This is a genomic window from Streptomyces sp. NPDC058289, assembly GCF_042880975.1.
GTDB classification, from domain to species: domain Bacteria; phylum Actinomycetota; class Actinomycetes; order Streptomycetales; family Streptomycetaceae; genus Streptomyces; species Streptomyces stoeckheimensis.
This window is the reverse complement of the sequence record NZ_JBHVYI010000047.1, coordinates 31,155-53,361: the sequence shown is the minus strand read 5'-3', so window position 1 is coordinate 53,361 and position 22,207 is coordinate 31,155. Positions and strand designations below refer to the sequence as shown.

Below are 22,207 nucleotides of genomic sequence, written 5' to 3'. Positions count from 1 at the left end.
CCTCGGGGTACAACCGGTCTCGAGCCACACTGCCCACCCTCCGGCCTGGAGCGCGCTCGGGTCCGTGTCCCCGGTGGGACGGACCGCTGCGGCTCGCTCGCTCCGCTCGCTCATTCTCGTACTACTTCCGCAGCTCGATGACGGTCTTGCCGATGCGGATCGGGGCGCCCGGCGGAATGGGCGTCGGGGTGGTCAGCCGGGTCCGGTCGAGATACGTGCCGTTGGTGGACCCGAGATCCTCGACGATCCACTGACCGTCACGGTCTGGGTAGATCCTGGCATGCCTGCTGGAGGCGTAGTCGTCGTCCAGCACGATCGTGGAGTCGTGGGCGCGGCCCAAAGTGATCGTCTGGCCTGCGAGGGCCACCGTGGTGCCCGTGAGGGTGCCCTCGGAGACGACGAGTTTGGTCGGCGCACCGCGGCGCTGGCGCTGCTGCGGTGGAGCCGCGGGCTGGCGGCCCTGTTGCGCCGCCGGGGCGCCGGAAGCGCCCCCGCCGCGTCGGGAACCGCGCTGCGTGACTCTCGTACCGAAGAGATCGCTGCGGATGACCTGAACGGCCACGATGACGAACAGCCACAGAACGGCCAGGAAACCCAACCGCATGACCGTCAGGGTCAGCTCTGACATTGCCCCCGCTTCACCCTTCGGCTTGCCGGTAAATGATGGTGGTGCTGCCCACGACGATCCGCGAACCGTCGCGGAGCGTAGCGCGGGTGGTGTGCTGCCCGTCCACCACGATGCCGTTGGTGGACCCTAGATCCTGGATCGTCGAGGGCGTTCCGGTCCGGATCTCACAGTGCCGGCGCGATACGCCGGGGTCGTCGATCCGCACATCGGCCTCGGTGCTCCGGCCGAGTACGAGCGTAGGGCGCGAGATCTGATGGCGGGTGCCGTTGATCTCGATCCAGTGGCGCCGGACGGCGCCGCCGGTGGGTACGGGAGCCGGTCCGCCCGGTCCGCCGGCGCCCGGCCGGCGTGCGCCGGGTCCGCCCGGGGGCGGTCCTGCGGGCATGGGCGGCGCGGAGGCCGGGGGGTACCCGTAGCCGCCGGGCTGGGCCGGGGGGGCCTGGTGGCCCTGTCCCTGGCCCGGACCAGGCTGGCCGGGGGACTGGGAGGTGCTGGCGGCGAGCGTGCGGCTGCGGACCCGGTAGAGCCCGGTGTCCAGGTCGTCGGCCTTCTCCAGCTGGACCTTGATGGGGCCCATGAAGCTGTAGCGCTGCTGCTTGGCGTAGTCGCGGACGAGGCCCGCGAGCTCGTCGCCGAGCTGGCCCGAGTAGGGGCTCAGGCGCTCGTAGTCGCCCGTGCTCAGCTCCACGATGAAGTCGTTGGGGACGACGGTCCGCTCGCGGTTCCAGATGGTGGCGTTGTTGTCGCACTCGCGCTGGAGGGCGCCCGCGATCTCCACCGGCTGGACCTCGGACTTGAACACCTTGGCGAAGGTGCCGTTCACCAGACCTTCGAGTCGCTGCTCGAACCGCTTCAGGACTCCCATGGGGCACCTCCTCCGTCGTTGTCGCCCTGTACTGCTTACTGATCGTATCCACGCGTGGCGGATTCGGGTGGTTCCCCATCGGTCACGTGCGCATGAGTGTTGGTCCTCACAAGCGATCGTAGGGGCGCCCCGAGGACAGTGTCCCGCACCGGCGGCCGAGTGCGGGAGGGGCGGTCGCCGGCGGGCGTCGGGAGAGCACGAAAAGCGATGTGAATCCAGCCCCTCCGACGTGCTAATGTTCCGATGTCGCCAGGGGAACGGCCCGCAAGGGAAGAACCGCTGGTAGTCACTTTGCGCGAGTGGCGGAACGGCAGACGCGCTGGCTTCAGGTGCCAGTGTCCTTCGGGACGTGGGGGTTCAAATCCCCCCTCGCGCACATGTGAAAGAGCCCTCGCTCCGGAGAGATCCGGAGCGAGGGCTCTTTCGTTGTGCCCCGGATCCGTGGGTGCGGGGGTGACGAGGGTCTCGGGTGGTCGGGCCGGGCAAGATCCGAAAGAGACGGCCTAGCGCGGGGCCGGCGACGTGATGGCCGCTCGCGTGGTGGCCAGGGCTTCGTGCGCGAAGAAGGCCGTGACCTCGGCCGGGGCGGCGCCGGAGCAGGTGTGGACCAGGTCCCACAGGTCGCACCAGGAGCGGCGGACGACGGCGGCGAAGGGGTGGTCGTCCAGGGCCGCCGCCGCGGCGACGGCCTGGAGCCGCATCAGGGGGAGGGGTTCCTCGGCGAGGAGGCGGTCGCTGGCGCGGGCCATGGCGTCCAGCGCCTCGGTGCCCCGCAGTTCTGCGGCGGCCAGCTCGTACACCGCGGCGGTCCGCTCGAAGGAACGGACCGCCGCGGCCTGGAACAGGGCGCGCTTGGTCGGGAACAGCCGGAACAGGTACGGCTGGGAGACCCCGACCCGGCGTGCGATCGCCTCCGTCGAGGTGCCGTGGTAGCCGCCGGTGGCGAACTCGGCGATCGCGGCCCGGAGCACGGTCTCCCGGCGTTCGTCCGCGCTCAGCCTCACGCCGGCCCGCGGGGCGACAGCCCGCGGGACACCGCCAGGGGGTCCCAGTCGGCGCCGCGGTCCGGGAGCAGCGCGGGGTCCCCGAGCACCGAGCCCGAGTGCACCTCGTGCATGAGGCGGCGGCCCAGGATCTGGCCGGCGCAGGCGATGCCGCTGACGGCCGAGCCCGTGATGCCGTTGCCGTAGCGGGTGTTGGCCCCGGCTATGTGCAGGCCCTCGATGAGGGTGGCCGTGTCCGGGCGGGCGCCGGTGGCGCCCCACTGCGCCATGCCGAAGGGGGTGCCGCCGGTGGAGAGCGTGTACCGCTCCTGGGTGAGCGGGGTCGCCGTCTCCAGGTGGGTGATGTGGCCGCGGAACGGGCCGAGGACCTCCTCCGCGGCGTCCAGGACGGCTTCGGTGAGCCGCGCCTTCTCCTTGCGGTACACCGGGTCGTCGCGGTACGTACCGCCGTCGGCGACTCCCCAGCGTTCGAGGCCGGGCGGGCAGAGCGTCATCAGCTGGAAGTTGGAGTGGCCGGGCGGGCAGATGCGGCGGCCGACGTGGTCCTTGCCGGAGGCGAAGGACATGAAGAGGAAGTCGGTGGTGGAGGACGGGGCGCCGGAGCGGAGGTCCTCGTAGTAGCGGCCGATGTCCTCGCCGCGGTACCACCACACGTTGGCGTGGCGCTCGATGTCCTTGTCCAGGGCCACGTAGACGGTGGCCCAGGGCAGTGCCATCCGGGCGTCCCTGGTCTTGGCGGCCAGGCGCCGGGGCAGCCGGTCCTCGCCCACCAGCTCGAGCATGGTGCGGCGGTAGTCGGCGTTCGATACGACGACCGGAGCCGTGGCGCCGGTCCCGTCCGCGAACTCGACGCCGCGGGTGCGGCCCTCCTCGATCGCGATCCGCGTCACCCTGGCGCGGGTCCGCAGGGCCCCGCCGTGCGCGCGGATCACTTCGAGCAGCCCCGAGGCGAGCATCTGCCCGCCCCCTTGCGGGTAGTAGGCGCCGCGGACGTAGTGGTCGATGAGGGTGGCGTGCGTGGCGACGGTGGCCTCGTCCGGCGACATCCCGTAGTTGGGTGACTGGGCGGCCAGCAGGGTGCGGGCGCGGGTGGAGAGCGCGCAGTGGTCGAAGAGCTCGGTCAGCGTGCGCCGGCCCCAGGCCACCGACTGCGGGGCGAGGCGTTGCAGCTCCGCCATGGGCAGGTCCGCGGCGGAGACGATGGCGTCGCGGCGCTCGGCGCCGAGCCCGGCCACGACGTCCAGGAAGGTGTCGATCCCGGCGGCGTCCGCGGGGCAGGCCTCCTGGAGCCGCTCGCGGTACCGCTTCCAGTCCGCCGGCATGTCGAGGGTGGTGCCCCCGGCCACGATGCGGTCGAAGCCGTCGGGGTCCATCTCCTCGTACGGGACCCTGCCGCGCAGCCCCAGACCGTCCAGGATGGCGGGCAGGATGCCGTCGGGGCCGCAGTCGCCGAGGTAGTGCACGCCCACGTCGAACTCGTAGGCGCGGCGTCTGCGGAACACGTGGCTGTTGCCTCCCGCGACCGCTCCCTGTTCGGCGACCAGCACCCGCTTGCCGCCGACCGCGAGGTAGGCCGCGCACACCAGGCCGCCGATGCCCGAGCCGATGACGATCGCGTCCCAGTGGGTGCGGGCGGCCGCGTCCGTGGTCGGGTTCGCGGGCGTGGTCGTGTGCGTGGTGGTGTTCATGCGGCGCTCCGTACGAGGGTCCTCGGGACGGCGGGCAGTTGACCCGGTTCCGAGATGGTCAGGCGGGAGACTCGAGGCGCGGTCTGGCGGGCCAGTGCGGTGAGGCTGCGGCCGGGGCCGACCTCCACGAACATGTCGCAGTACAGGCCGTCGGCCATCGCGAGCACCGACTCCGCCCAGCGCACCGGGCCGGTCAGCTGGCGCTCCAGCAGGCCCGGCCAGTCGTCCGTGCCGTGGTGCGGCTGCGCGTCCGTGTTGGCCACGACGGGCGCGGATCCGCGGTGGAACTCCGTGGCGGCGAGGGCGGTGGAGAAGGCCGCCGCCGCGTCGGCCATCAGCGGGGTGTGGAAGGCGCCGCCGAGGGGGACCGGCAGGATCCGGGAGGCCCCCAGCTCCCGTGCCAGGGTGCGGCAGCGGGCCACGGAGGCCGGGTCGCCCGACAGGACGGACTGCTGGACCGAGTCGAGGTGCGCCACCCAGACCCGGCCGCCGGCCTCGCGCACCGACTCCGCGGCGCGCTCCAGGGCTTCGGGGGAGAGCCCGTGCACGGCCGTCATGGTGCCGGGGTCCGCGGCGGACGCCTCCTGCATGGCCTTGCCGCGGGCGGCGACCAGGCGTACGCCCTCGTCGAAGCCGATGATCCCGGCGGCGACGAGGGCGGAGTACTCGCCCAGGCCGTGGCCGGCGCAGACGAGGGGCCGGGCGGCCGCGGGCAGGGCCCGTCTCAGATCGGCGAGGATCACCATCTCCAGTACGAAGGTGGCGATCTGGGCGCCGTCCGTCCGCGGCGGGTGGTCCGCGCCGCGGGCGGGGTCCAGCAGCAGGGCGGCCACGTCGTGCCCGGAGACCTCGCTCGCGCGCTCGGCCAGGAACCAGCTCGGGGAGTCGGCCCAGGGCCGCCCCATTCCGGGACGCCGCGCATCCTGGCCTGGAAATATCAAAGCCAAACGTGGACCGCGCAGACCATGCAGACCGCTCATCTCGACCTCTTCCGCCGTCCCGATATCACCGTCCCGGTGATTCTGGCAGGGAGGTTTAGAATCTCGATAAACCCTCGATAAACCGTCGATAAAACCCCAGGCAAATGCTGGGCGAAGAGGGGTGAGTTGCGGCGTTGTCACTTTTGAGGAATGTGCTGCCTCTTTGGTTGAGTGGGCCTTGCTCGGTCAATTCATGCCCGCATACGGTCCTCATCGAAACGGTTCGAAGGCGACGAGAGGCAAGCGCATGACTCAGCAGACCGTGGCATCCGTGAGCGACTACTACGCGGCTGTCAGTGCGATCGTGAACGAGGAGCTCGAGCTGGAGGAGGGCGAGCTCACCGACGGTGGCCACTTCATCGACGACTACGACAGCGACTCGCTCTCCCTCATCACCGTCGTTGCCAGGATCGAGAAGGAATTGGGTGTGGTCATTCCGAAGACCGACCTCACCGAACTCGTGAACCTGCGTCTCCTGGTGGACGGTGTCGAGCGGTACGCCAAGGAGAACCCGAATGGCTGAGACCGGACCCGTGCGTACTGCCGGCAAGGCGGCGGGAACGTACCGCCGGGTGGTCATCACCGGGCTCGGCGCGGTGTCTCCGGTCGGTATTGGCGCCGATGTATTCGCCGCTGCGATCCGTGCGGGCGAGAACGGCATCGCGCCGATCGAGAGTTTCGACGCGAGTGCTTTCCCGCGGCGCAATGCCGGCGAGGTCCTCGATTTCGATCCCGCCGACCACCTCAAGCGGCTCGACCCGGCCCGTTGGGGCCGCAGCGGCCTGCTGGCCGCCGCGGCCGCCCGGCTGGCCATCGTCGACGCGGGGATCGACGAGGGCCAGCTGGAAGCCGCCGGGGCCGGCGCGATCATGGGGACGACCAGCGGGGAGTCCGCCGTCGTCCAGGAGCTGGCCGAGCAGTGGATCCAGGGCGGACTGGAGTCGATCGACGGCGGGCTGGCCGGGCAGACCCCGGCCGCGCGGATCGCCAACGCGGTCAGCTCCGAGCTGCTGTTGAGCGGCGACACCCAGACGATCCCGACGGCCTGTTCCGCCTCCAACTACGCGCTCGGGTACGCCTTCGACCTGGTCCGCAGCGGTGAGGCCGACGTGATGCTGGCGGGCGGCGCCGATGCCGTCAACCGGCTGACGCACGCCGGGTTCTACGCCCTCGGCGCCATGGCCGAGGACGTTCCGCGGCCCTTCGCCGCGGACCGCTCCGGCATCGTCACCGGCGAGGGCGGCGCGGTGCTGGTCCTGGAGTCGTACGAACACGCGCAGCGGCGTGGGGCCCGCATGTACGCCGAGGTCCTCGGGTACGCGGCGAACTGCGACGCCTCCCACATGGTGCACCCCGACGCGGCCAGCATCGCGTCCGGCATCCGGGCCGCGCACGAGGCGGCGGGGGTGGACCCGGAGCAGATCGACTACATCTGCGCGCACGGAACGGGCACCCCCACCAACGACGCCACCGAAGTGGCGGCGGCGCGCGAGGTGTTCGGCGACCGCATCCCGCCGATCAGCTCGATCAAGTCGATGCTGGGCCACACCATGGGCGCGGCCTCCGGGTTCGGCGCGATCGCCTGCTGCAAGGCGCTGGAGCAGGACTTCCTGCCGCCCACCGCGCACGTCACCGAGCCGGACCCCGAGCTCGGCGAGGGCGTCGACTGCGTGCCGGGCGTCGGCCGCGAGGCCCGCCTGAACATCGTGCAGAACCACGGCTTCGCCTTCGGCGGGAACAACGTCATCACCATCCTGGGGAGGGTTTCGTGACCGTCAGGCCCGCCAAGAACACAGCAACAGGCGCTGCCGAGGAGCGGAAGGTGACCGTCGTCGAACCGCTCTACGTGGCTTCGGCGGGAGTCGTCTCCGCGGCCGGTCTGGGGCTGGACGCGCTGGCCGAGCGGCTGCTCGGCGGCGGCGAGGCCAACGACGAGCCGGTCGGCGAGGACGCGGCGGCGTACCCGCCGCGTCCGATCCGCGCGGTACGCGGCCTGGACGTCAAGGAGCAGCTCGGGCGCAAGGGAACCAAGTACCTGGACCGCCTGACCGCCTTCGGGCTGGTGTCCTGCAAGGAGGTGCTCCGGGGGATCGAGGTCGACGGGGCGCGCACGGGCGTGGTGCTCGCCACGAACACCGGGTCGGTGTCCACGCACAGCACCCTGCTCTACGACACGCTGACGCTGGAGAAGCCGTACCTGGTCAATCCGGGCCGGTTCCCGAACACCGTGATGAACAGCACCACCGGCCAGATCGCCATCCGCAACGGACTGCGCGGCCTCAACGCCACGGTGGCGGGCGGCCAGACGGCCTCCCTGCTCGCCTTCCGGCACGCCCGGCTGGCGCTCACGCTCGGGCGCGCGGACCGGCTGCTGGTCGGTGGCGTGGAGGAGCTGAGCGCTCCGGCGGCCTGGGGCTGGCACCGTACCGGGGTGCTGCGGGAGGGTGCCGCGCTCGGCGAGGGCGGCGCGGTGTTCACGGTCCAGCCCGACCGGCCGGCCGGGGGCGAGCTGGCCGAGCTCCTCGCGTGCGAGTCGCGGTTCACCCCCGATCCGCGGGACTACGCTGACGGTCTGGCCTTCGCCGTCTCGCGTGCGCTGGAGCGCAGCGGGGTCGAACCGGGCGAGGTCGACGTGGTCTCCCTCGGGGCCGTGCACCAGCGCGGTCTGGAAGCGGTCGAACGGCGCGGCGTGCGGGTCGCGCTGGGCGGTGAGCCGTCGCAGACCCTGCGGATCGCCGACGCGCTCGGTGAGACGTACAGCGCGAGCGGCTCGATGCAGCTCGCCGGTCTCCTCGCGCTGTGGAAGGCGCAGCCGCCCGTCTCACGGGTGACCGCGCTCATCACCTCCGTGGGGTGGGACGGCAACGCGGCCGCCCTGGTGGTGCGTTCACCCCGCTGATGTCCGGCCGGCTCACAGCGGCGCCCGCGAACCCTCGCGCGGGCGCCGCTGTGCTGTCAGGCCGTTGGTGTTGCCCGTCCTCCTACCAGTCCGTCTGCCAGTCCGTCTGCCAGTCCGTCTGCCAGTCCGTCTGTCCGTCCTTCTGTCTGCACTTTCCGAGGAGAGGCCCCATGCCATCTGCCTTCGACACGTCCTTCGCGGGGCGTACGTATCCACCGAGCGAGCCCTACGAAGTCGGCCGCGAGACCATCCGCGAGTTCTCGCGCGCGGTGGGCGCCGAGGCCGGGGACGGCCTGACGGCGCCGCCCACGTTCCCCATCGTGCTGTCCATGCACGCCGAGCGGCAGGTGATCGACGATCCCGGGCTCGGCTTCGACTTCTCCCGGGTCCTCCACCGCGACCAGCGGTTCGAGGCGGTGCGGCCGATCCGGTCGGGGGACCGCCTCGTCGTCGTGATCGAGGTGCTCGCCGCCGCCGTCGTCGACGGCAACGACGTGCTCACCCTGCGCGGGCAGGTGCGGGAGGCGGACGGCGACGCGCTGGTGTGCACGACGACGTCCACGCTCGTTTCACGGCACGCTGCGGCGAGCGCTTCGGGACAGACCGCTTCGGTGCTCGTCGCTTCGGGACAAGAGGAGGCCGGCCGGTGACCGCCGCAGGAGACACCTTCCCCACCCGGACCTTCCGCGTGACCCGGGCCGATCTCGTCCGGTACGCGGCGGCGTCCGGTGACCACAACCCGATCCACTGGTCCGACTCCAGGGCAGCCCTGGTGGGGCTGCCGGGGGTCATCGCCCACGGGATGCTCAGCATGGGCCTCGCCGCGACGGCCCTGCGCGGGTGGGCGGGCGAGGGGGCCGTCTTCGAGGAGTACGGAACCCGGTTCACCCGGCCCGTCGTGGTCCCCGACACCGCCGACGGTGTGGAGATCACCGTCGACGGCGCGGTGGCGGAGGTCAGGGAAGACGGCTCGGTTCGGGTCGATCTGACCGTGCGCTCGGGGACGCAGAAGGTGCTGGCGCGGACCCGGGCCGTGCTGACGTACGCCCGATAGCCAGTCCCGCGAAGGCGCCCGCGAACACCACGGCGGCCCCCGTCAGCACAGCGCTGCGGAGGCCGCCTTGTACGTACACGAGGGTGAGCACGGCGATGCCGAGGGCGCCGCCGAACTCGCGGATGGTGTTGTTCACCCCGGACGCCAGGTTGTGCTCGTGCTCCTTCACGGAACCGATCACCGTCGCGGGGTTGGCCGCGAAGACCAGGCCCATGCCGACGCCGGCGAGCACCATGGCGACGACCATCGGCCCGTAGGACACCCCCGGCCGGGCGATCAGCCCCAGCCAGGCCAGCGCGAGGGCCTGGGCCAGACAGCCGGCGGCCTGGAGCCGCCAGCCGCCCACCCGGTCCAGCAGGGCGCTGGCCACGGGTACGGCCACCATCGGGGCCACGGTCCAGGGCAGGGTGCGCAGGCCCGCTTCGAGCGGGGAGTAGCCCATCGGACCCTGGAGGAACTGGGCCAGGAAGAAGATGGATCCGAACACGCCGAAGTACATGGCCATCGCCAGCAAGTTGCTCAGCATGAACGGCCGCACCCGGTAGAGGTGGAGCGGGATGAGCGGGTGCGCGGCGGTGCGCTGTCGGTAGGCGAACGCGGCGGCGAGTGCGGCGGTCAGGGCGACGCCGAGGAGCGTGCGCAGCGGTGACGCGTCCTCTCCGGCGGACTGGATGATGGACCAGACCGCGGCCACGACGGTGCCGCACGAGAGCAGGGTCCCCCACACGTCGAGGGGGCGGGCCGCACCGGTCGATTCGCGTACGGCCCACAGGGCGAGCGGCAGGGCCAGCAGGCCCACCGGCACGTTGAGCCAGAAGATCCAGTGCCAGTCCAGGCCCTGGGTCACCATCCCGCCCGCCATCGGGCCGATGGCGATGCCCAGGCCGTTGACCCCGCCCCACACGCCGACCGCGAGGGCGCGTTTGGCCGGGCCGACCGCGGCGACCGCAAGGGTCAGGGAGACCGGCAGGATCGCGGCGGCTCCGGCGCCCTGCAGGACGCGGGCGGCCATCAGTGCCCCCGCCGAGGTCGCCAGCGCGCAGGCCGCCGAGGCCGCGGTGAACACGCCGATGCCCCAGACGAAGACGCGGCGCCGGCCGATCCGGTCGCCCAGTGCGGCGCCGGCTAGCAGGAGTCCGGCGAAGGGCAGGATGTAGCCGTTGACCACCCATTGCAGGCCGGTCTGGCTGGTGTTCAGGTCCTCCGCGATCACGGCGAGGGCGTTGGTGACCACCAGGTTGTCCACGGCGACCATGAACATGGGCAGCGAGGTCGCCACCAGGGCCCACGCCGGCCGGTCGGCTCTCATCACGGCTTCGTTCCTCTCTGTCGTTTCCGTCGTGTCTGTCGTGTCTGTCGCGTGCTGCTGGAAATGCACTCAGGCCGCCGAACCCGTGGGGTGTTCGGCGACCTGAGTGGTGGGGCGTGGATGGGGGTTACGCCTGCGTGCCCGTGGGCGGCAGCTTCAGTTCGACCGCGCCGATCTGGGCCAGCAGGAACAGGTCCTGGCGGCAGGCCCAGTGCTCGTGGACGAGGCCGTCGTCACCGACGCGGTAGATGTGGATGTGCTCGACGTCGACCTTGTTGCCGGTGCCCTCGAAGCCGAGGAAGTTGCCGGTGTGGATTCCGGTGAACCGCACCCGGATCACGGCCCTGTCGCCGTCGGCGAAGGAGTCGAGGTGGTCCCAGCCGGCCTCGGAGAACACGGAGTTCATCCATCGGGCGGTGCCGAGGTAGCCGTCGGGGCCACCGGGGGTGCCGGGCGGGGCCTCGTAGTCGACGAAGTCGGGGGCGACCAGCGCGTGGGCGGCCTCCGCGTCCAGATCGTTGAAGATCCGGCCCATCTGGTGGGCGATCTCAAGGACCTTGTCGTTCGCCATGGGTTTCCTTTCCTGCGGGTGGATGTGACGGGTGGATGTGGCGCGTGGGGAGGGGTGCGTGGGGGGAGCGGCGCTCGGGGATTGGCGCGTGGGGATGGTCAGTGGCCGACGCCGAGGCCGCCGGTGACGGGGACCACCGCCGAGGTGACGTACGAGGCGTCGTCGCTCGCCAGGAACTTCACGACGCCGGCCACCTCTTCGGGCTCGCCCGCGCGGAACAGGGAGGTCTGGCTGAGCAGGTGCTCGCGGCGCGGGCCGGTGACGTCCTTGACCATGTCGGTCTCGATCAGGCCCGGGGTCACCACGTTGACGGTGACCTTGCGGCGCCCGACCTCCCGCGAGAGGGAGCGGCCGAACCCGATCAGGCCGGCCTTGGAGGCGGCGTAGTTGGTCTGGCCCGGGGCGCCGGACAGGGCGCTCACCGAGGCGACCAGGACGATCCGGCCCCAGCGGGCCTTGAGCATGTCCGGCAGGACCTCCTTGGTGACGGCCACCGCCGCGAGCAGGTTCGTCTCGATGACGGCGCGGAAGTCCTCGGCGTCCATGCCGACGAACAGCTCGTCGCGGGTGATGCCGGCGTTGGAGACCAGTACCTGGATCGGCCCGTGCTGGATGCGGGCCTCCTCCACGGCGCGGCGCACGGACTCGGGGTCCGTCACGTCGCAGCGCACACCGAAGAGCCCCTCGGGCGGCTCGCCGGTGCGGTAGGTGACGGTGACCTTGTCGCCCTGTTCGGCGAAGGCGCGGGCGGTGGCGAGGCCGATGCCTCTGTTCCCGCCGGTGACGAGCACGGAACGGCTCACGGTATGGGGCTCCTTATCGAAGGTCGGGCGACTACGTGGATGACGGCGCGGACGAGTACGCGGGCGACGCGGTGGACGCCAACAGGGAACCCAGCTGCTCCGCCGCCGTGCTCGTGTCGGTGAAGTGGATCGCCGTCCAGCCGGCGGCCTCGGCTCCCGCGACGTTGTGCGCGAGATCGTCGATCAGGACGCAGTCGGCGGCGGGGACCCCGGCTCGCTCCGCGGCGAGCGCGAACATGGCGGGCGAGGGCTTGCGGTGGCCGACCTCGAAGGAGAGCAGGACGTCCTCGAAGAGCTCGTCCACGTCGACCATGCGGCGCCAGTGGGCGTCCCAGGTCGGGACCATGTTCGAGATCATCCCGACGAAGGCGCCGCCCTCGCGCGCCTTGCGGAGCTCGGCGACCCAGGCGTGGTTGGTCTCACGGCCGTCGAACCAGGTGTCGGCGAGGGTCGTCAGCTTGCGCCCGGTGATTCCGTGATCGGCCGCCAGCACGGCGGAGATCTCGTCGAGCCACTGCTCTTCGGTGATGAGGGGGGTGTCGATGGGCTCCATCGGGTCGGCCGTGCCGTAGCGGGCGGTGACCTTTCCGAGGGCCTGCCCGAGCACCTGCTGGTCGAGGTTCTGTGCCGCGCAGAAGGCGGCCATCGTGTGGGAGATCGGGGGTGTCAGAACACCGCCGAAGTCGGTCCAGACGGCAAGGCGCCGCGTACTCACAGTTGGCTCCCGGATGCGGTGGTGACGGTGACGTGGGCGATCTGGGCCCCGGCCTGGAGGAAGCGCACCGGAACCGTGCCGGGTGCACCCCCGTCGGGGCGGGCCGCTTCGGCGAGGACGGTGTCGTCCAGTTCGGCGAACCGGTCGAACCGGGCCTCGAAGCCGACGGCGTACGTGGCCAGGGGTTCGCCGGTGGCGAGCAGGGCGAGCTGGCGGGCGGCCTCGACGAGGGTCATGGCCGGGAGGTGGTCGTAGACGTGGTCGAAGAGGGCGCGGTTGTCGAAGCGGGGTGTCACCCGGGCCGTGACCGCTTCCGGCGCGTGTTCGGCGCGGGACAGCAGGACGTTGAGGGGGTTGCCCCGGCCGACCTGTCCGGGCCGCAGCTGTCCGTTGCCGTCGTCACCCGGTGCGTGGCGGCCGTAGTCCGAGGTCCGGGGCGCCGGGGTGCCGCGCTGGGCGTGCCGCAGCACCTCGTTCTCGTGCGGGTTGAGGAAGAGCACGTCCATCTCGTGGTCGCCGACCTCGACGCCGTCCATGAAGTACCGCTGGGCGACCATGCCCTTGCGGACCCGGCCGCGCCGGTTCGCCTTGCCGGAGTACTCGGTGTCGATGCGCAGCCGTCCCGGCTTCGAGCCGATCTTCAGGGCCGCGAGGCCGTACAGGTCCATGCGGAAGCTGTCGACGATCATCGTGGTGCCCTGGGACAGGCCCATGTGGGCGTGCGATCCGGCGATCGCGGCCTGCCGGCCCGACTCCAGGAGCAGCAGGGCGTCGTAGAGGGCCGGCTGCTGCACGTGGTCGCTGTAGTAGCCGTGTGTCAGGGGAAGTTGGACCGCGGTGCGGACGCGCATGGCGGTCAGGGGCCTGATGTCGGTCACGAAGACCTCGGAGACGGCGGCCCGGTGGACCAGGGAGCGGTCCACGGTGCGCCCGTAGGTGAGATCGCCGGGCTCCGAGGGAAGCTCCGGAACCACTTCTGTGGTCATACCTGATTCCTTCGGCTGGGTCTTCGGCTGGGTTCTTTGGCTTCCAAGAGGGGAGTTTCGGTACGGATTGAGCCTGGCAGTCCGGCATGGAAGCGCGATCGTGCGCAAATTCAAGACCGATAAAAGCTGGGCAATTCGCGGATGCGGCGGTCTCCGGACGGGTTGTTGTGGCCGGGGGGTAAACGCGGAGGGGAAACGCAGTATCCTGGTGGAATGCGTATCGGAGAGCTGGCGCGGAGTACCGGAGTTTCGGTAGCGACGGTCAAGTACTACGCCCGTGAAGGGCTGTTGCCGTCCGGCGAGCGGACGAGCCCCAACCAGGTGAGCTACTCCGAGGCGCACGCGCACCGGCTCAGGCTGATCCGGGCGATGCTGGAGGTCGGCGGTCTGTCGATCGCTGCCGTCCGCGAGGTGCTCGCCGAGGTCGACTCGCCCCACCGCACGGTCCACGGCATGCTCGGCGTCGCCCAGTCCGCGGTCACCCGCGCCGTGGCCGACCCGAATCCGGAGGGCGACTGGGCGGGTGCCGAACGCGCCGTCGAGGATCTGGTGCGGCGCCAGGGCTGGGCGGTCAAGCCCGAGAACCCCGGCTGGAAGGCGCTGGTCCAGATCGTCGTGACCTACCGCGACCTGGGCCGCGGCGACCTGCTGTCCCTGCTCGACGAGTACGCGGCCGTGGCCGGACGCCTGGCCGGCGCCGAGCTGGCCGCCCTCGCCCGGGTGCCCAGCGTGGACGGCAAGGTGGAGGGCGTCGTCCTCGGCACCCTCCTCGGCGACGCGGCCATGTCGGCCCTGCGCCGCATCGCTCAGGAGGACGCGTCCGGACGCGTGTCCGCCCGGGTGGAGGATCAGGCGCTCGTGGAGGATCAGGCGCTGTAGGCGAGCGCGGGTGCCACCAGGGCCAGGTGGTGCACGTGGGCGGGCGGTACGTTCCACAGCACGGTCTCCGTACGGAACCGGTGGCGCCGCAGCGTCCGTTCCAGTACCGCCTGGGTTCCCAGCGTGCGCTCGCGCGTCTCGCCCGAGGTGAGGGCCCGGCGCAGGGGCGGGACTCCGGCGTACGCGAAGAAGGACAGCGTGCCGCCCGGGTTCAGCGAGGCCAGCAGCTGCCCGAGGATGTCCTCCACGACCGGGGCCTCGAAGTTCGCGAAGGGCAGGCCGCACACGATCGTGTCGTACGAGCCGAGTTCGTGGTCCTGGACCAGGCCCGGCAGCAGTCCTATGCGCGAGTCGTCCCGGTAGGTGTGGCGCAGCAGCTCGGTGAACCGCGCGTTGGGCTCGATCAGTTCGAGGGTGTCGAGGGGGCCCAGCGCCGGCTGGATGTGCCGGGTCACGGCGCCCGTGCCGGGGCCGACTTCGAGCACGGCGCGCGGCCTGCCCGGACTGGGGATCACGTAGCGGGTGAGGGCCCGGGCCAGTAAGGGACTGCTGGGAGCGATGGCTCCCGTGTCCCGCCGCGTCCGGGCGAACTCCTTGAGGAACAGCATCACGTCGGTCATGTGCGCCCGCCTAGGCTGGTGATAGGTGATAGTGAATCTATCGATACCTTAGGTTACAGTTCATGTGGAGGCGCGTTCGTCCGCTGCCGAACCGACGCTAATGACCCGCCGACCTGGGGTCATCACTCACCAATGACCCGGCGCATGCCTCGAAAGAGGTAGTGCCGGCCGCCCCGGACCCTTCGTGGCCGGGGTCGAACGGATGGAGGGAAGGCCGTGGACATCAACTCGCTCGTGACCTGGGTCGACGTCACCTCCGGCCTGGCGGGGAACCTGTCGGGCTGGGCCTGCTGGGCGTACGCGATCCTGGCGCTCACGACCCTGCCGCCGCTGCTGCCGAACAGCGTCCTGCTGGTGACCAGCGGTGTGCTCGCGGCGCAGGGGGAGATGTCGATCGTCCTGGTCGTGCTGTCGGTGGCCGGCAGTGCGCTCCTCGGTGACCTGCTGATACACCGCTGCGGCCGGCTCCTCGGAAACCGGGCGCGCCTGGGCGCCGTGACGCGCGGGCGGCGCGGCGAGCTCTTCGAGTGGATGTCCGGGCAGGTGCGCCGGCGCGGGTTTCCCTTCGTCGTCGGCGTGCGCTTCCTGCCGAGCGGGCGGCTGCTGGGCGGGCTGGCGGCGGGCGCCGCCGGGTACCCCCTCGGCAGGTTCGCCGCCGGGGCCGCGCTCGCGGAGTCGATATGGACCGCGTACTCCGTGGGGGTCGGCTATTTCGGCGGCGCGATCAGCGACGACCCGGTCCACTCGGTGGCCATTGGTCTCGGGCTGTCGCTGGTGGTGGGAGTGGTCGCCTCGCTCGCGCAGCGGCGCACCACCCGGCGCACCACCCGGCTCGCCCTTCCCGTGCGGAGCGCGGCCGGGAATGTGTCGAAAGAGGTATAGCGAGCAATCCGAATGTGCATTCCGCGTAATTACCGGCTCTGAAAGAGTCATGAACCGAACCTGCGCGGGGTCGGACGTATCCAGCAAGCCTCAGCAAAAGCGATACCAGCCAGGGAGAGAAAATTGTTTGCCGCCATCGGAGCATTCACCGCGCGGCGTCGCAAATGGGTCGTGATCGCGGCGGTCGTCTTCACGCTGTTCGCCGGCGTGTGGGGTACCGGCGTCTTCGGCTCGTTCACCGGCGGTGCCGGATTCGACGACCCGGCCAGTGAGTCGGTCGAGGCCGACAAGGTTCTCGAAGGCCCCCTGGGGCGCGAGTCCAACGACCTGATCGTCCTCTACGAGTCCAAGGTCGCCGGCCGGAGCGCCGAGGAGTTCGGCGGCGCCGTCCGGTCGGCACTCGACGGCGTCCCGCGCGAGGGCATCACCCGCCTGAGCTCCTACTGGGACCCCGGCGCGCAGGGCGCCGACGCCTACGTATCGCGGGACCGCACCCGCATGTACGCGACCGTGCAGTTCTCCGACGACAACGACCAGCACCAGGTCGAGGCGCTGACGAAGATCAAGGAGGAGTTCGAGGCCGAGGGGGTCACCGCCCGCTTCGGCGGCGTGGCCGCGATGACGGAGCAGGTCAACGCCCTGACCGGCTCGGACATCGCCCGGGCCGAGATGCTCTCGATCCCGATCCTGCTCGTCCTGCTGGTGCTGATCTTCCGCAGTGCGGTTGCCGCGCTGCTGCCCCTGGCCGTCGGCACCTTCGTGGCACTCGGATCCTTCGTGGTGCTGCGCGTGCTGACGATGTTCACCGAGATCTCCAGCACCGTCATCAACGTCATCACGATCCTGGGCCTGGGCCTGGCCATCGACTACGCCCTCTTCCTGGTCAACCGGTTCCGCGAGGAACTGCACGCCGGCGCGGACGTGGACACCGCGGTCCGGCGCGCGACGGCCACGGCCGGGCGCACGGTCGCCTTCTCCGGGCTCGCCGTGGCCATCTCCTTCGCGGGCCTGGCCCTCTTCCCGTCGCGGTTCCTGTCCTCCATGGGGTACGCGGCCGTCGCCGTGGTCTCCTTCGCGGTCGTCGGCTCGCTGACGCTGCTCCCGGCCCTGCTGCGCTACACGGGACACCGCATCGACAAGTGGCGGGTCCCGCTGCCGGGCGGCCGGGGCGGCGCGGCGAAGCCGCTGACGCAGGGGCGCTGGTACCGCACCGCGCACGCGGTCATGCGCAAGCCGCTGCTGTCCTCGCTGGCGATCGTCGCCGTCCTGGTCGGCCTCGGGGCGCCGCTGCTCGGCGTCAACTGGGCCCGGCCGGGCGAGTGGGTCCTGCCGTCGAACGGGGACGCGAAGGTCGTCAGCAAGACCCTGGCCGCCGACTTCGACACCAACCCCGGCCGGACCATGACCTCGGTCGTCCGCTTCGGCGGCCCGGCCGACCGCAGCGCCGTAGAGGCCTACGCGGACCGGCTCGAGGGGGTTGCGGGCGTGACGTCCGCGACGCCCACGGCCTTCGCGGGCAACGACGCACGGGTGACGGTGCGGTACGCGCCCGACCCGATGTCCCGATCGGCCGTGGACCTGGTGCACGGGGTCCGGGACACCGCAGCGCCGGAGGGCGCGAAGACGCTGGTAACCGGGATGCCGGCCTCCCGCGTGGACATCGTCGACATGATCGGCGGACGTCTTCCGTGGATGGCCCTGTTCGTGGCCGTCGTGTCCTTCCTGGTGCTCTTCCTGGCCTTCGGCTCGCTGCTGCTCCCGCTGAAGTCCGTGATCCTGAACCTGCTGTCGCTCCTGGCCACCTTCGGCGCCATCAAGTGGATCTTCCAGGACGGGCATCTCTCCGGGGTGCTCGGCTTCGAACCCATCGGCGCGGTGGACGCCAACTTCCCCGTGCTCGTCGTGGCGATCGCCTTCGGTCTGGCCATGGACTACGAGGTCTTCCTGCTCTCCCGCGTGCGCGAGGAATGGGAGGCCAGTGGTGACCCGGTCGAGTCGATGGCCATCGGGCTCCAGCGCACCGCGAAGATCATCACCAGTGCCGCGCTGCTGCTCGTCGTCGTGGTCGGGGGCTTCATGACCTCGTCCATCCTGTTCATGAAGATGATCGGGGTCGGCCTGGTGATCGCGGTGGTCATCGACGCGACCGTGGTCCGGGGCCTGCTCGTGCCCGCCACCATGGCGCTGATGGGCAAGTGGGCGTGGTGGGCACCGGCGCCGCTGGCCCGCTGGTGGTCCCGCTACGGCTTCCGGGAGTCCGCGGCTGAGGAGCGTACGGGCCCTGCGCCGGAGGTTGGTGCCCGCGCCGCCCACGCCGCCGAGGCCGGGCGATGACCACGGCCCGGACCGCCGGAGCGTCCGCATCCGGGCGCCCCGCGACTGCGAAGGGTTCCGAGGAGCCGGAGGCGGACATAGCCGCCGGCGCCCTCGGCCCGACGCCACGAACCGCCTCGGAGGGGACGGTCCCCCGACTTCCCTCCGAGGCTGCCCACGGGGCCGCGACCGGGCCGGCTTCCACCGGCCCGGCGATCCCGCAGGCAGCGCCGCGCCCCGTCACCGGATCTCCCCCGTTCCGGGCCCGGGGCGTGGCGCTCGTCCTGACAGGGGGCGGGGAGGGCGGGGGCGAGGCCGGGGGTGAGACCGACCGGGGGGAGCGTGCCCGGGGGGAGCGTGCCCGGGGGGAGGCCGACCGGGCGGAGGCGGACCGGGCCGAGGCCGACCAGGCGGACGCCGACCGGGCGGACGCCGACCGGGCGGACGCCGACCGGATGCGCCGGGTCCGGGTGGATGCCGACCGGGCCGAGCGGGCCAGGGCCGAGACCGACCGGGTGCAGCACGCCGGCGCCGTCGCCGCCTGTGTCACCGCCGTCCTGGCGGCCCTGTTCGGCGACTGGGGGAGCTGGTCCGCGCCCCTGGGCGACGGCCTGCCCGGGTTTCCGCTGCCCTGGGGGGTGACCGCGGGTCCGCCCGTGCTCCTGGTCTCGCTGGCCGGCGTCTTCGTCGGCTGGGCCGGCGCCCCCTTCTTCGCACGGACCTGGGCGCACACCGCGGCCGGACTCGCCGCCGCCACCGGCCTCCTGGCACTGCTGCGGGGCGGCTGGGGGCTGGACGCCGGCTGGGCCGCGCTCTCGGAGGCCGCGCACGCGGGGCTGTTCGGCGTGGTGACGGGGTGGGTACCCGCCCTGGCCGCCTTCGCCATCACCCGGCGGCGTGCCCGCCGGAACACCGGACTGTCGCCCTACGTGTGGACCACCGGACTCGCCGCCCTGGCCCCGCTGCTCTTCCTGGGGCTCGGGGTCCTGTGGTCCTCGTCCGACCCGCCCGACTCGTGCTCGGCGGCCGAGTGCATCACGGGCCGCGCCGGGCTGCTGTTCACCGGCGAGGTCAGCCTGCGCATTGCACTTCCCGCCTGGGCGGCGTCGGTCGCGGTGCTCGCCCTGGCCCGCCGCCGGGCCCGGATCAGGAACCTGCGCACCGGGTGGCAGGTCCTGCTGGCCCTGGCCGGCGGAGGGCTCGCCGTCCTCCTCGCACCCGGGCTGATCTTCGGAGCCGAACTGTGAACCGCCCCAGCAGACTTGGCGAACGGGCCTCGGCCCCTTCCTCCTACGACCGTCGCGGATTCCTCGCGCTCGCCGGGGCGGGTGCCCTCGCGGGGATCGGCTGGACCGGCATGTCCACCGCCGCGGGCGAAGCACCCCGTCCGGACGCCCGGCACGCCTACATCGGCGGCTTCACGATCGGTGAGTACGGGCTGCCGGGCCTTCCCGGCATCGGGATCGCCGCCGTCGGCGCCGACGGCCGGCTCGACGTCAGGAGGTGGCAGCGCGGGATCGCGAACCCCTCGTTCCTCGCGCTCTCGCCCGACGGGGCCCGCCTCTACGCCGTCAGCCAGCTCCCGGACGGAGCCACCGGAGCCGTCCACGCCTACCGGATCGACGGGGACCGGCTCCACCCGCTCGGGAGCCCCCGCTCCAGCGCGGGCGCGGCGCCCGTGCACCTCGCGGTCCATCCCGAAGGCCGCTTCCTGCTCACGGCCAACTATGACTCGGGGCACATCGCCGTCCTGCCCGTGACGGCCGACGGATCGCTGGGCGAGGCCGTGACCGTCGTACGCCACGACGGCCGCGGCCCGCACCCCGAGGAGCAGCGCGGCCCGCATCCGCACATGATCGCCTTCGATCCCGCGGGCCGCCGGGTGCTGGTTCCCGACAAGGGCGACGACCACATCCACGTCTACGACTTCGACTCCGCCACCGGCGCGCTGCGTCCGGCCGGCAGGGTCCGGCTCGGCAGCGGCATCGGCCCGCGGCACCTGGTCTTCCACCCGCGGGGAGACCTGGCCTACGTGACCAACGAACTCGGGCACACCGTCACCGTGTTGTTCTACGACGCCGGCACCGGAGAGCTCCGCCCGGTCTCCCACGCCTCCGTCGCGCCGCCCGGCATCAACCCCCGCAACGCCCCCTCCGCCGTGCACCTCACGCGCGACGGCGGGCTCCTGATCACGGCCGACCGGGGGCTCGACACCGTCGAGTCCTTCCGGGTGGGCAACGCGGGCCGGAGCCTCGCTCTCATCGAGTCCCAACCCGTCAGCGCCAAGGCGCCGGGCACCTGCTGGCCGCGGGACGTGGCCCTCGACGCCTCCGACCGGTACGTGTACACGGCCAACCAGGCCGGGCAGTCGGTCAGTGCCTTCCGCCTGGACCCGGCCACCGGCCGGCTCACCCCGGCCGCGCCCCCGCTTTCCGTACCCAGCCCCAGCTGCGTGCTGCTGCGGTAGCCGCGCGGGAGGGCAGACACAGGAGGGCGGCCCCCGGAACTTCCCGGGGGCCGCCCTCCTGTCTGTCTCCCGGCGCCGGCCGTCAGGGCCGCCACTGCGCGACGGTGACCGTCGCGTCCGCGCTCGCGGACGCCACCGAAGCGGCGTACCCCTCGGGGGAGCGGATGCTGCGCACGTACCAGTCCTGCGCCGAGCCCGGTACGAGCGCGGCGCGCCACGGCCCGAAGGCCTGGCCGGTGTAGCGGGGCGGGTCGGCCTTCAGGCCGGTGCCCGCGGCCTTCACCAGCGCCTCGGCCCGCGTCCACTGCTCGAAGCCGTGGGTCGTGCGCACGCCCTGGACGCACGGGATGCGGCTCCAGTCCATGTGCGGCCGCACCCGCTCGATGTCCACCCCGACCGGGACGTCCGGGCTGTCGCCGATCGCGACGACCGCGTACGCCGCCGAATGGGACAGGCTCACCGACAGGGTGGTCCCGTCCGGTCCGTAGGGCACCGGCCGGCCGTGCTCCCCGCTCTCGCAGCGGGCGCAGGACCGGCGGAAGGCCACCTCGGCCGGGTGGATGCCCAGTTCCCGCCCGAGCAGGCTCCGGTAGACGTGGTGGACGGCCAGGTAGCGCAACCGGTCGGTCGCGCGGCCGAAGCGGGCCAGCCGGTGCCGCTCCCGGGAGTCCATCACCGCGTACGCCTCTTCGTACGTCGCCCAGGCCGCCGCGTCCGCGGTCGGGACGGTCCAGATCCGGATGCTCACGCGGCCGCTCCTCCGGCAAGGATGTGGTGCTGGAGCCGGCGCAGGTCGTCGGAGGGCTCCAGGCCCAACTCCTCGGCCAGTACGTTCCGTACGTGGTGGAAGGCGCGCAGGGCGTCGCCCCGCCGCCCGCTCCGGTACAGGGCGTCTATCAGGCGGGCGTGCAGCCATTCGTTCAGCGGATCCACCGCGACCAGCCGCAGCAGTTCCGGCACGACCTCGCCGTGGCGCCCCAGGACCATGATGACCTCGATCCACAACTGCTGGGCCCGCGAGCGCAGTTCCTCGATGCGGGCGCCGTGCCCCGTCAGTACGCGGCCCCGGCTCACATCGGCCAGCGCGCGGCCCCGCCAGAGGCCGAGCGCGGTGTCCAGCCGCTCCAGCGCGGCTTCGGCGTTGCCGGCGCGCAGGTCGGTGCGGGCCTGTCCGTACAGCTGGGTGAACTGCTCCAGGTCCAGCCGGCCGGGGGCCAGGCACAGCGAGTACCCGGTGCCCTCGGTGGTGATGACGCGGCGGACGTCGGTGTCCCCCAACTCCCTTCCCAGCTCCTGGCGCAGGTGGTAGACGTGCGTACGGACCGTGCTGACCGCGGTGGGCGGGGGCGACCCGTCCCACAGCTCCTCCACGAGCGTGTCCACCTCGACGATGTCCCCCGCGCGGACGGCCAGCAGGGCGAGCAGCTTGCGCACCTTGGGGCCGCGCGGGCGGTGCGCCGAGGCGCCGTTGACCGCCTCCAGCGGGCCGAGGATGCGGATGCCGAACCCGTCGTGGCGCATTGCGGCATCGGTGTCGGCGCCGG

The 22,207-nt window shown here is 72.1% G+C and carries 23 protein-coding genes and 1 tRNA gene; 11 read left to right on the top strand and 13 right to left on the bottom strand.

Going from position 1 to position 22,207, the window contains the following annotated elements; translation table 11 throughout:
- Nucleotides 1–121: 121 nt before the first annotated feature.
- Together ACFVX6_RS23590 and ACFVX6_RS23585 are read right to left on the bottom strand one after the other, a co-directional pair.
- Nucleotides 122–628, bottom strand: a complete 507-nt coding sequence (locus tag ACFVX6_RS23590; RefSeq protein ID WP_389694456.1) for an FHA domain-containing protein — start codon at nt 626–628, stop codon at nt 122–124.
- A gap of 10 nt (nt 629–638) precedes the next feature.
- Nucleotides 639–1,493, bottom strand: a complete 855-nt coding sequence (locus ACFVX6_RS23585; RefSeq protein ID WP_389694454.1) for an FhaA domain-containing protein — start codon at nt 1,491–1,493, stop codon at nt 639–641.
- Between the two features lie 293 nt (nt 1,494–1,786).
- On the opposite strand from ACFVX6_RS23585, the gene ACFVX6_RS23580 reads away from it, so the two are divergent.
- Nucleotides 1,787–1,869, top strand: a tRNA-Leu gene (locus ACFVX6_RS23580).
- A 127-nt stretch (nt 1,870–1,996) separates the two neighbouring features.
- Here the strand turns inward: ACFVX6_RS23580 and ACFVX6_RS23575 are convergent.
- The 3 genes from ACFVX6_RS23575 to ACFVX6_RS23565 are packed head-to-tail and all read right to left on the bottom strand — an operon-like array spanning nt 1,997 to nt 5,165.
- Nucleotides 1,997–2,497 (bottom strand): TetR/AcrR family transcriptional regulator, encoded by a 501-nt coding sequence (locus ACFVX6_RS23575; protein WP_389694452.1) that lies wholly within the window; start codon nt 2,495–2,497, stop codon nt 1,997–1,999.
- Complete coding sequence (locus ACFVX6_RS23570) at nt 2,494–4,185, bottom strand: phytoene desaturase family protein (protein WP_389694450.1); 1,692 nt, start codon at nt 4,183–4,185, stop codon at nt 2,494–2,496. Before ACFVX6_RS23570 ends, ACFVX6_RS23575 begins: the two co-directional genes overlap by 4 nt.
- Complete coding sequence (locus ACFVX6_RS23565; protein WP_389694448.1) at nt 4,182–5,165, bottom strand: ACP S-malonyltransferase; 984 nt, start codon at nt 5,163–5,165, stop codon at nt 4,182–4,184. The genes ACFVX6_RS23570 and ACFVX6_RS23565 overlap by 4 nt, the downstream gene beginning before the upstream one ends.
- 247 nt (nt 5,166–5,412) lie before the next feature.
- Between ACFVX6_RS23565 and ACFVX6_RS23560 the strand changes: the two genes are divergently transcribed.
- The 5 genes from ACFVX6_RS23560 (at nt 5,413) to ACFVX6_RS23540 (ending at nt 9,118) form a co-directional block, all read left to right on the top strand.
- Entirely contained in the window at nt 5,413–5,688 is a 276-nt protein-coding gene (locus ACFVX6_RS23560) for an acyl carrier protein (protein WP_250738697.1), read from the top strand.
- Entirely contained in the window at nt 5,681–6,937 is a 1,257-nt protein-coding gene (locus ACFVX6_RS23555; protein ID WP_389694446.1) for a beta-ketoacyl-[acyl-carrier-protein] synthase family protein, read from the top strand. Before ACFVX6_RS23560 ends, ACFVX6_RS23555 begins: the two co-directional genes overlap by 8 nt.
- Complete coding sequence (locus ACFVX6_RS23550; protein WP_389694444.1) at nt 6,934–8,064, top strand: beta-ketoacyl synthase N-terminal-like domain-containing protein; 1,131 nt, start codon at nt 6,934–6,936, stop codon at nt 8,062–8,064. Before ACFVX6_RS23555 ends, ACFVX6_RS23550 begins: the two co-directional genes overlap by 4 nt.
- 170 nt (nt 8,065–8,234) lie before the next feature.
- Nucleotides 8,235–8,714, top strand: coding sequence for a MaoC family dehydratase N-terminal domain-containing protein (locus ACFVX6_RS23545; protein ID WP_389694442.1), 480 nt, complete (start codon nt 8,235–8,237; stop codon nt 8,712–8,714).
- Complete coding sequence (locus ACFVX6_RS23540; RefSeq protein ID WP_389694440.1) at nt 8,711–9,118, top strand: MaoC/PaaZ C-terminal domain-containing protein; 408 nt, start codon at nt 8,711–8,713, stop codon at nt 9,116–9,118. Before ACFVX6_RS23545 ends, ACFVX6_RS23540 begins: the two co-directional genes overlap by 4 nt.
- On the opposite strand, the gene ACFVX6_RS23535 is transcribed toward ACFVX6_RS23540, so the two are convergent.
- The 5 genes from ACFVX6_RS23535 to ACFVX6_RS23515 all read right to left on the bottom strand — a co-directional run bounded on the left by ACFVX6_RS23535 (nt 9,021) and on the right by ACFVX6_RS23515 (nt 13,502).
- A complete protein-coding gene (locus ACFVX6_RS23535) occupies nt 9,021–10,427 on the bottom strand; it encodes an MFS transporter (protein WP_389694483.1) in 1,407 nt (468 codons plus the stop codon). The two genes, ACFVX6_RS23540 and ACFVX6_RS23535, sit on opposite strands and share 98 nt — an antisense overlap.
- A 127-nt stretch (nt 10,428–10,554) precedes the next feature.
- Nucleotides 10,555–10,998, bottom strand: a complete 444-nt coding sequence (locus ACFVX6_RS23530; protein WP_389694438.1) for an ester cyclase — start codon at nt 10,996–10,998, stop codon at nt 10,555–10,557.
- A gap of 98 nt (nt 10,999–11,096) precedes the next feature.
- Complete coding sequence (gene fabG, locus ACFVX6_RS23525) at nt 11,097–11,801, bottom strand: 3-oxoacyl-ACP reductase FabG (RefSeq protein WP_389694436.1); 705 nt, start codon at nt 11,799–11,801, stop codon at nt 11,097–11,099.
- A gap of 31 nt (nt 11,802–11,832) precedes the next feature.
- Entirely contained in the window at nt 11,833–12,516 is a 684-nt protein-coding gene (locus ACFVX6_RS23520) for an HAD family hydrolase (protein ID WP_389694434.1), read from the bottom strand.
- Nucleotides 12,513–13,502 (bottom strand): AfsA-related hotdog domain-containing protein, encoded by a 990-nt coding sequence (locus ACFVX6_RS23515; RefSeq protein ID WP_389694432.1) that lies wholly within the window; start codon nt 13,500–13,502, stop codon nt 12,513–12,515. The genes ACFVX6_RS23520 and ACFVX6_RS23515 overlap by 4 nt, the downstream gene beginning before the upstream one ends.
- Before the next feature lie 213 nt (nt 13,503–13,715).
- Between ACFVX6_RS23515 and ACFVX6_RS23510 the strand changes: the two genes are divergently transcribed.
- The gene (locus ACFVX6_RS23510; RefSeq protein ID WP_389694430.1) at nt 13,716–14,381 is read left to right on the top strand and encodes a MerR family transcriptional regulator; all 666 of its coding nucleotides are present in this window, start codon (nt 13,716–13,718) and stop codon (nt 14,379–14,381) included.
- Here ACFVX6_RS23510 and ACFVX6_RS23505 read toward each other — a convergent pair.
- Nucleotides 14,369–15,001 carry a class I SAM-dependent methyltransferase gene (locus ACFVX6_RS23505; RefSeq protein ID WP_389694428.1) on the bottom strand — a complete coding sequence of 211 codons (633 nt, stop codon included), beginning with the start codon at nt 14,999–15,001 and terminating at the stop codon, nt 14,369–14,371. The two genes, ACFVX6_RS23510 and ACFVX6_RS23505, sit on opposite strands and share 13 nt — an antisense overlap.
- A 216-nt stretch (nt 15,002–15,217) precedes the next feature.
- Here ACFVX6_RS23505 and ACFVX6_RS23500 point away from each other — a divergent pair, with 216 nt between their 5' ends.
- The 4 genes from ACFVX6_RS23500 (at nt 15,218) to ACFVX6_RS23485 (ending at nt 20,663) form a co-directional block, all read left to right on the top strand.
- Entirely contained in the window at nt 15,218–15,883 is a 666-nt protein-coding gene (locus tag ACFVX6_RS23500; protein ID WP_389694426.1) for a DedA family protein, read from the top strand.
- A 123-nt stretch (nt 15,884–16,006) separates the two neighbouring features.
- Complete coding sequence (locus ACFVX6_RS23495; RefSeq protein ID WP_389694424.1) at nt 16,007–18,217, top strand: MMPL family transporter; 2,211 nt, start codon at nt 16,007–16,009, stop codon at nt 18,215–18,217.
- Nucleotides 18,214–19,443 carry a hypothetical protein gene (locus tag ACFVX6_RS23490; protein WP_389694422.1) on the top strand — a complete coding sequence of 410 codons (1,230 nt, stop codon included), beginning with the start codon at nt 18,214–18,216 and terminating at the stop codon, nt 19,441–19,443. The genes ACFVX6_RS23495 and ACFVX6_RS23490 overlap by 4 nt, the downstream gene beginning before the upstream one ends.
- On the top strand, nt 19,440–20,663 hold the full coding sequence (locus ACFVX6_RS23485) for a lactonase family protein (RefSeq protein WP_389694420.1): 1,224 nt from the start codon (nt 19,440–19,442) through the stop codon (nt 20,661–20,663). The genes ACFVX6_RS23490 and ACFVX6_RS23485 overlap by 4 nt, the downstream gene beginning before the upstream one ends.
- 82 nt (nt 20,664–20,745) lie before the next feature.
- Here the strand turns inward: ACFVX6_RS23485 and ACFVX6_RS23480 are convergent, their stop codons facing one another.
- Nucleotides 20,746–21,411 (bottom strand): 4'-phosphopantetheinyl transferase family protein, encoded by a 666-nt coding sequence (locus ACFVX6_RS23480; RefSeq protein WP_389694418.1) that lies wholly within the window; start codon nt 21,409–21,411, stop codon nt 20,746–20,748.
- On the bottom strand, nt 21,408–22,184 hold the full coding sequence (locus tag ACFVX6_RS23475; protein WP_389694416.1) for a BTAD domain-containing putative transcriptional regulator: 777 nt from the start codon (nt 22,182–22,184) through the stop codon (nt 21,408–21,410). The genes ACFVX6_RS23480 and ACFVX6_RS23475 overlap by 4 nt, the downstream gene beginning before the upstream one ends.
- Nucleotides 22,185–22,207 lie beyond the last annotated feature (23 nt).

Bases quoted from the DNA above. Each gene is read 5' to 3' on its own strand.
- ACFVX6_RS23515 (WP_389694432.1), bottom strand. From the start codon at position 13,502: ATGACCACAGAAGTGGTTCCGGAGCTTCCCTCGGAGCCCGGCGATCTC.
- ACFVX6_RS23555 (WP_389694446.1), top strand. From the start codon at position 5,681: ATGGCTGAGACCGGACCCGTGCGTACTGCCGGCAAGGCGGCGGGAACG.
- ACFVX6_RS23530 (WP_389694438.1), bottom strand. From the start codon at position 10,998: ATGGCGAACGACAAGGTCCTTGAGATCGCCCACCAGATGGGCCGGATC.
- ACFVX6_RS23570 (WP_389694450.1), bottom strand. From the start codon at position 4,185: ATGAACACCACCACGCACACGACCACGCCCGCGAACCCGACCACGGAC.
- ACFVX6_RS23510 (WP_389694430.1), top strand. From the start codon at position 13,716: ATGCGTATCGGAGAGCTGGCGCGGAGTACCGGAGTTTCGGTAGCGACG.
- ACFVX6_RS23475 (WP_389694416.1), bottom strand. From the start codon at position 22,184: ATGCGCCACGACGGGTTCGGCATCCGCATCCTCGGCCCGCTGGAGGCG.
- ACFVX6_RS23560 (WP_250738697.1), top strand. From the start codon at position 5,413: ATGACTCAGCAGACCGTGGCATCCGTGAGCGACTACTACGCGGCTGTC.
- ACFVX6_RS23505 (WP_389694428.1), bottom strand. From the start codon at position 15,001: ATGACCGACGTGATGCTGTTCCTCAAGGAGTTCGCCCGGACGCGGCGG.
- ACFVX6_RS23545 (WP_389694442.1), top strand. From the start codon at position 8,235: ATGCCATCTGCCTTCGACACGTCCTTCGCGGGGCGTACGTATCCACCG.
- ACFVX6_RS23590 (WP_389694456.1), bottom strand. From the start codon at position 628: ATGTCAGAGCTGACCCTGACGGTCATGCGGTTGGGTTTCCTGGCCGTT.
- ACFVX6_RS23585 (WP_389694454.1), bottom strand. From the start codon at position 1,493: ATGGGAGTCCTGAAGCGGTTCGAGCAGCGACTCGAAGGTCTGGTGAAC.
- ACFVX6_RS23535 (WP_389694483.1), bottom strand. From the start codon at position 10,427: ATGAGAGCCGACCGGCCGGCGTGGGCCCTGGTGGCGACCTCGCTGCCC.
- ACFVX6_RS23490 (WP_389694422.1), top strand. From the start codon at position 18,214: ATGACCACGGCCCGGACCGCCGGAGCGTCCGCATCCGGGCGCCCCGCG.
- ACFVX6_RS23565 (WP_389694448.1), bottom strand. From the start codon at position 5,165: ATGAGCGGTCTGCATGGTCTGCGCGGTCCACGTTTGGCTTTGATATTT.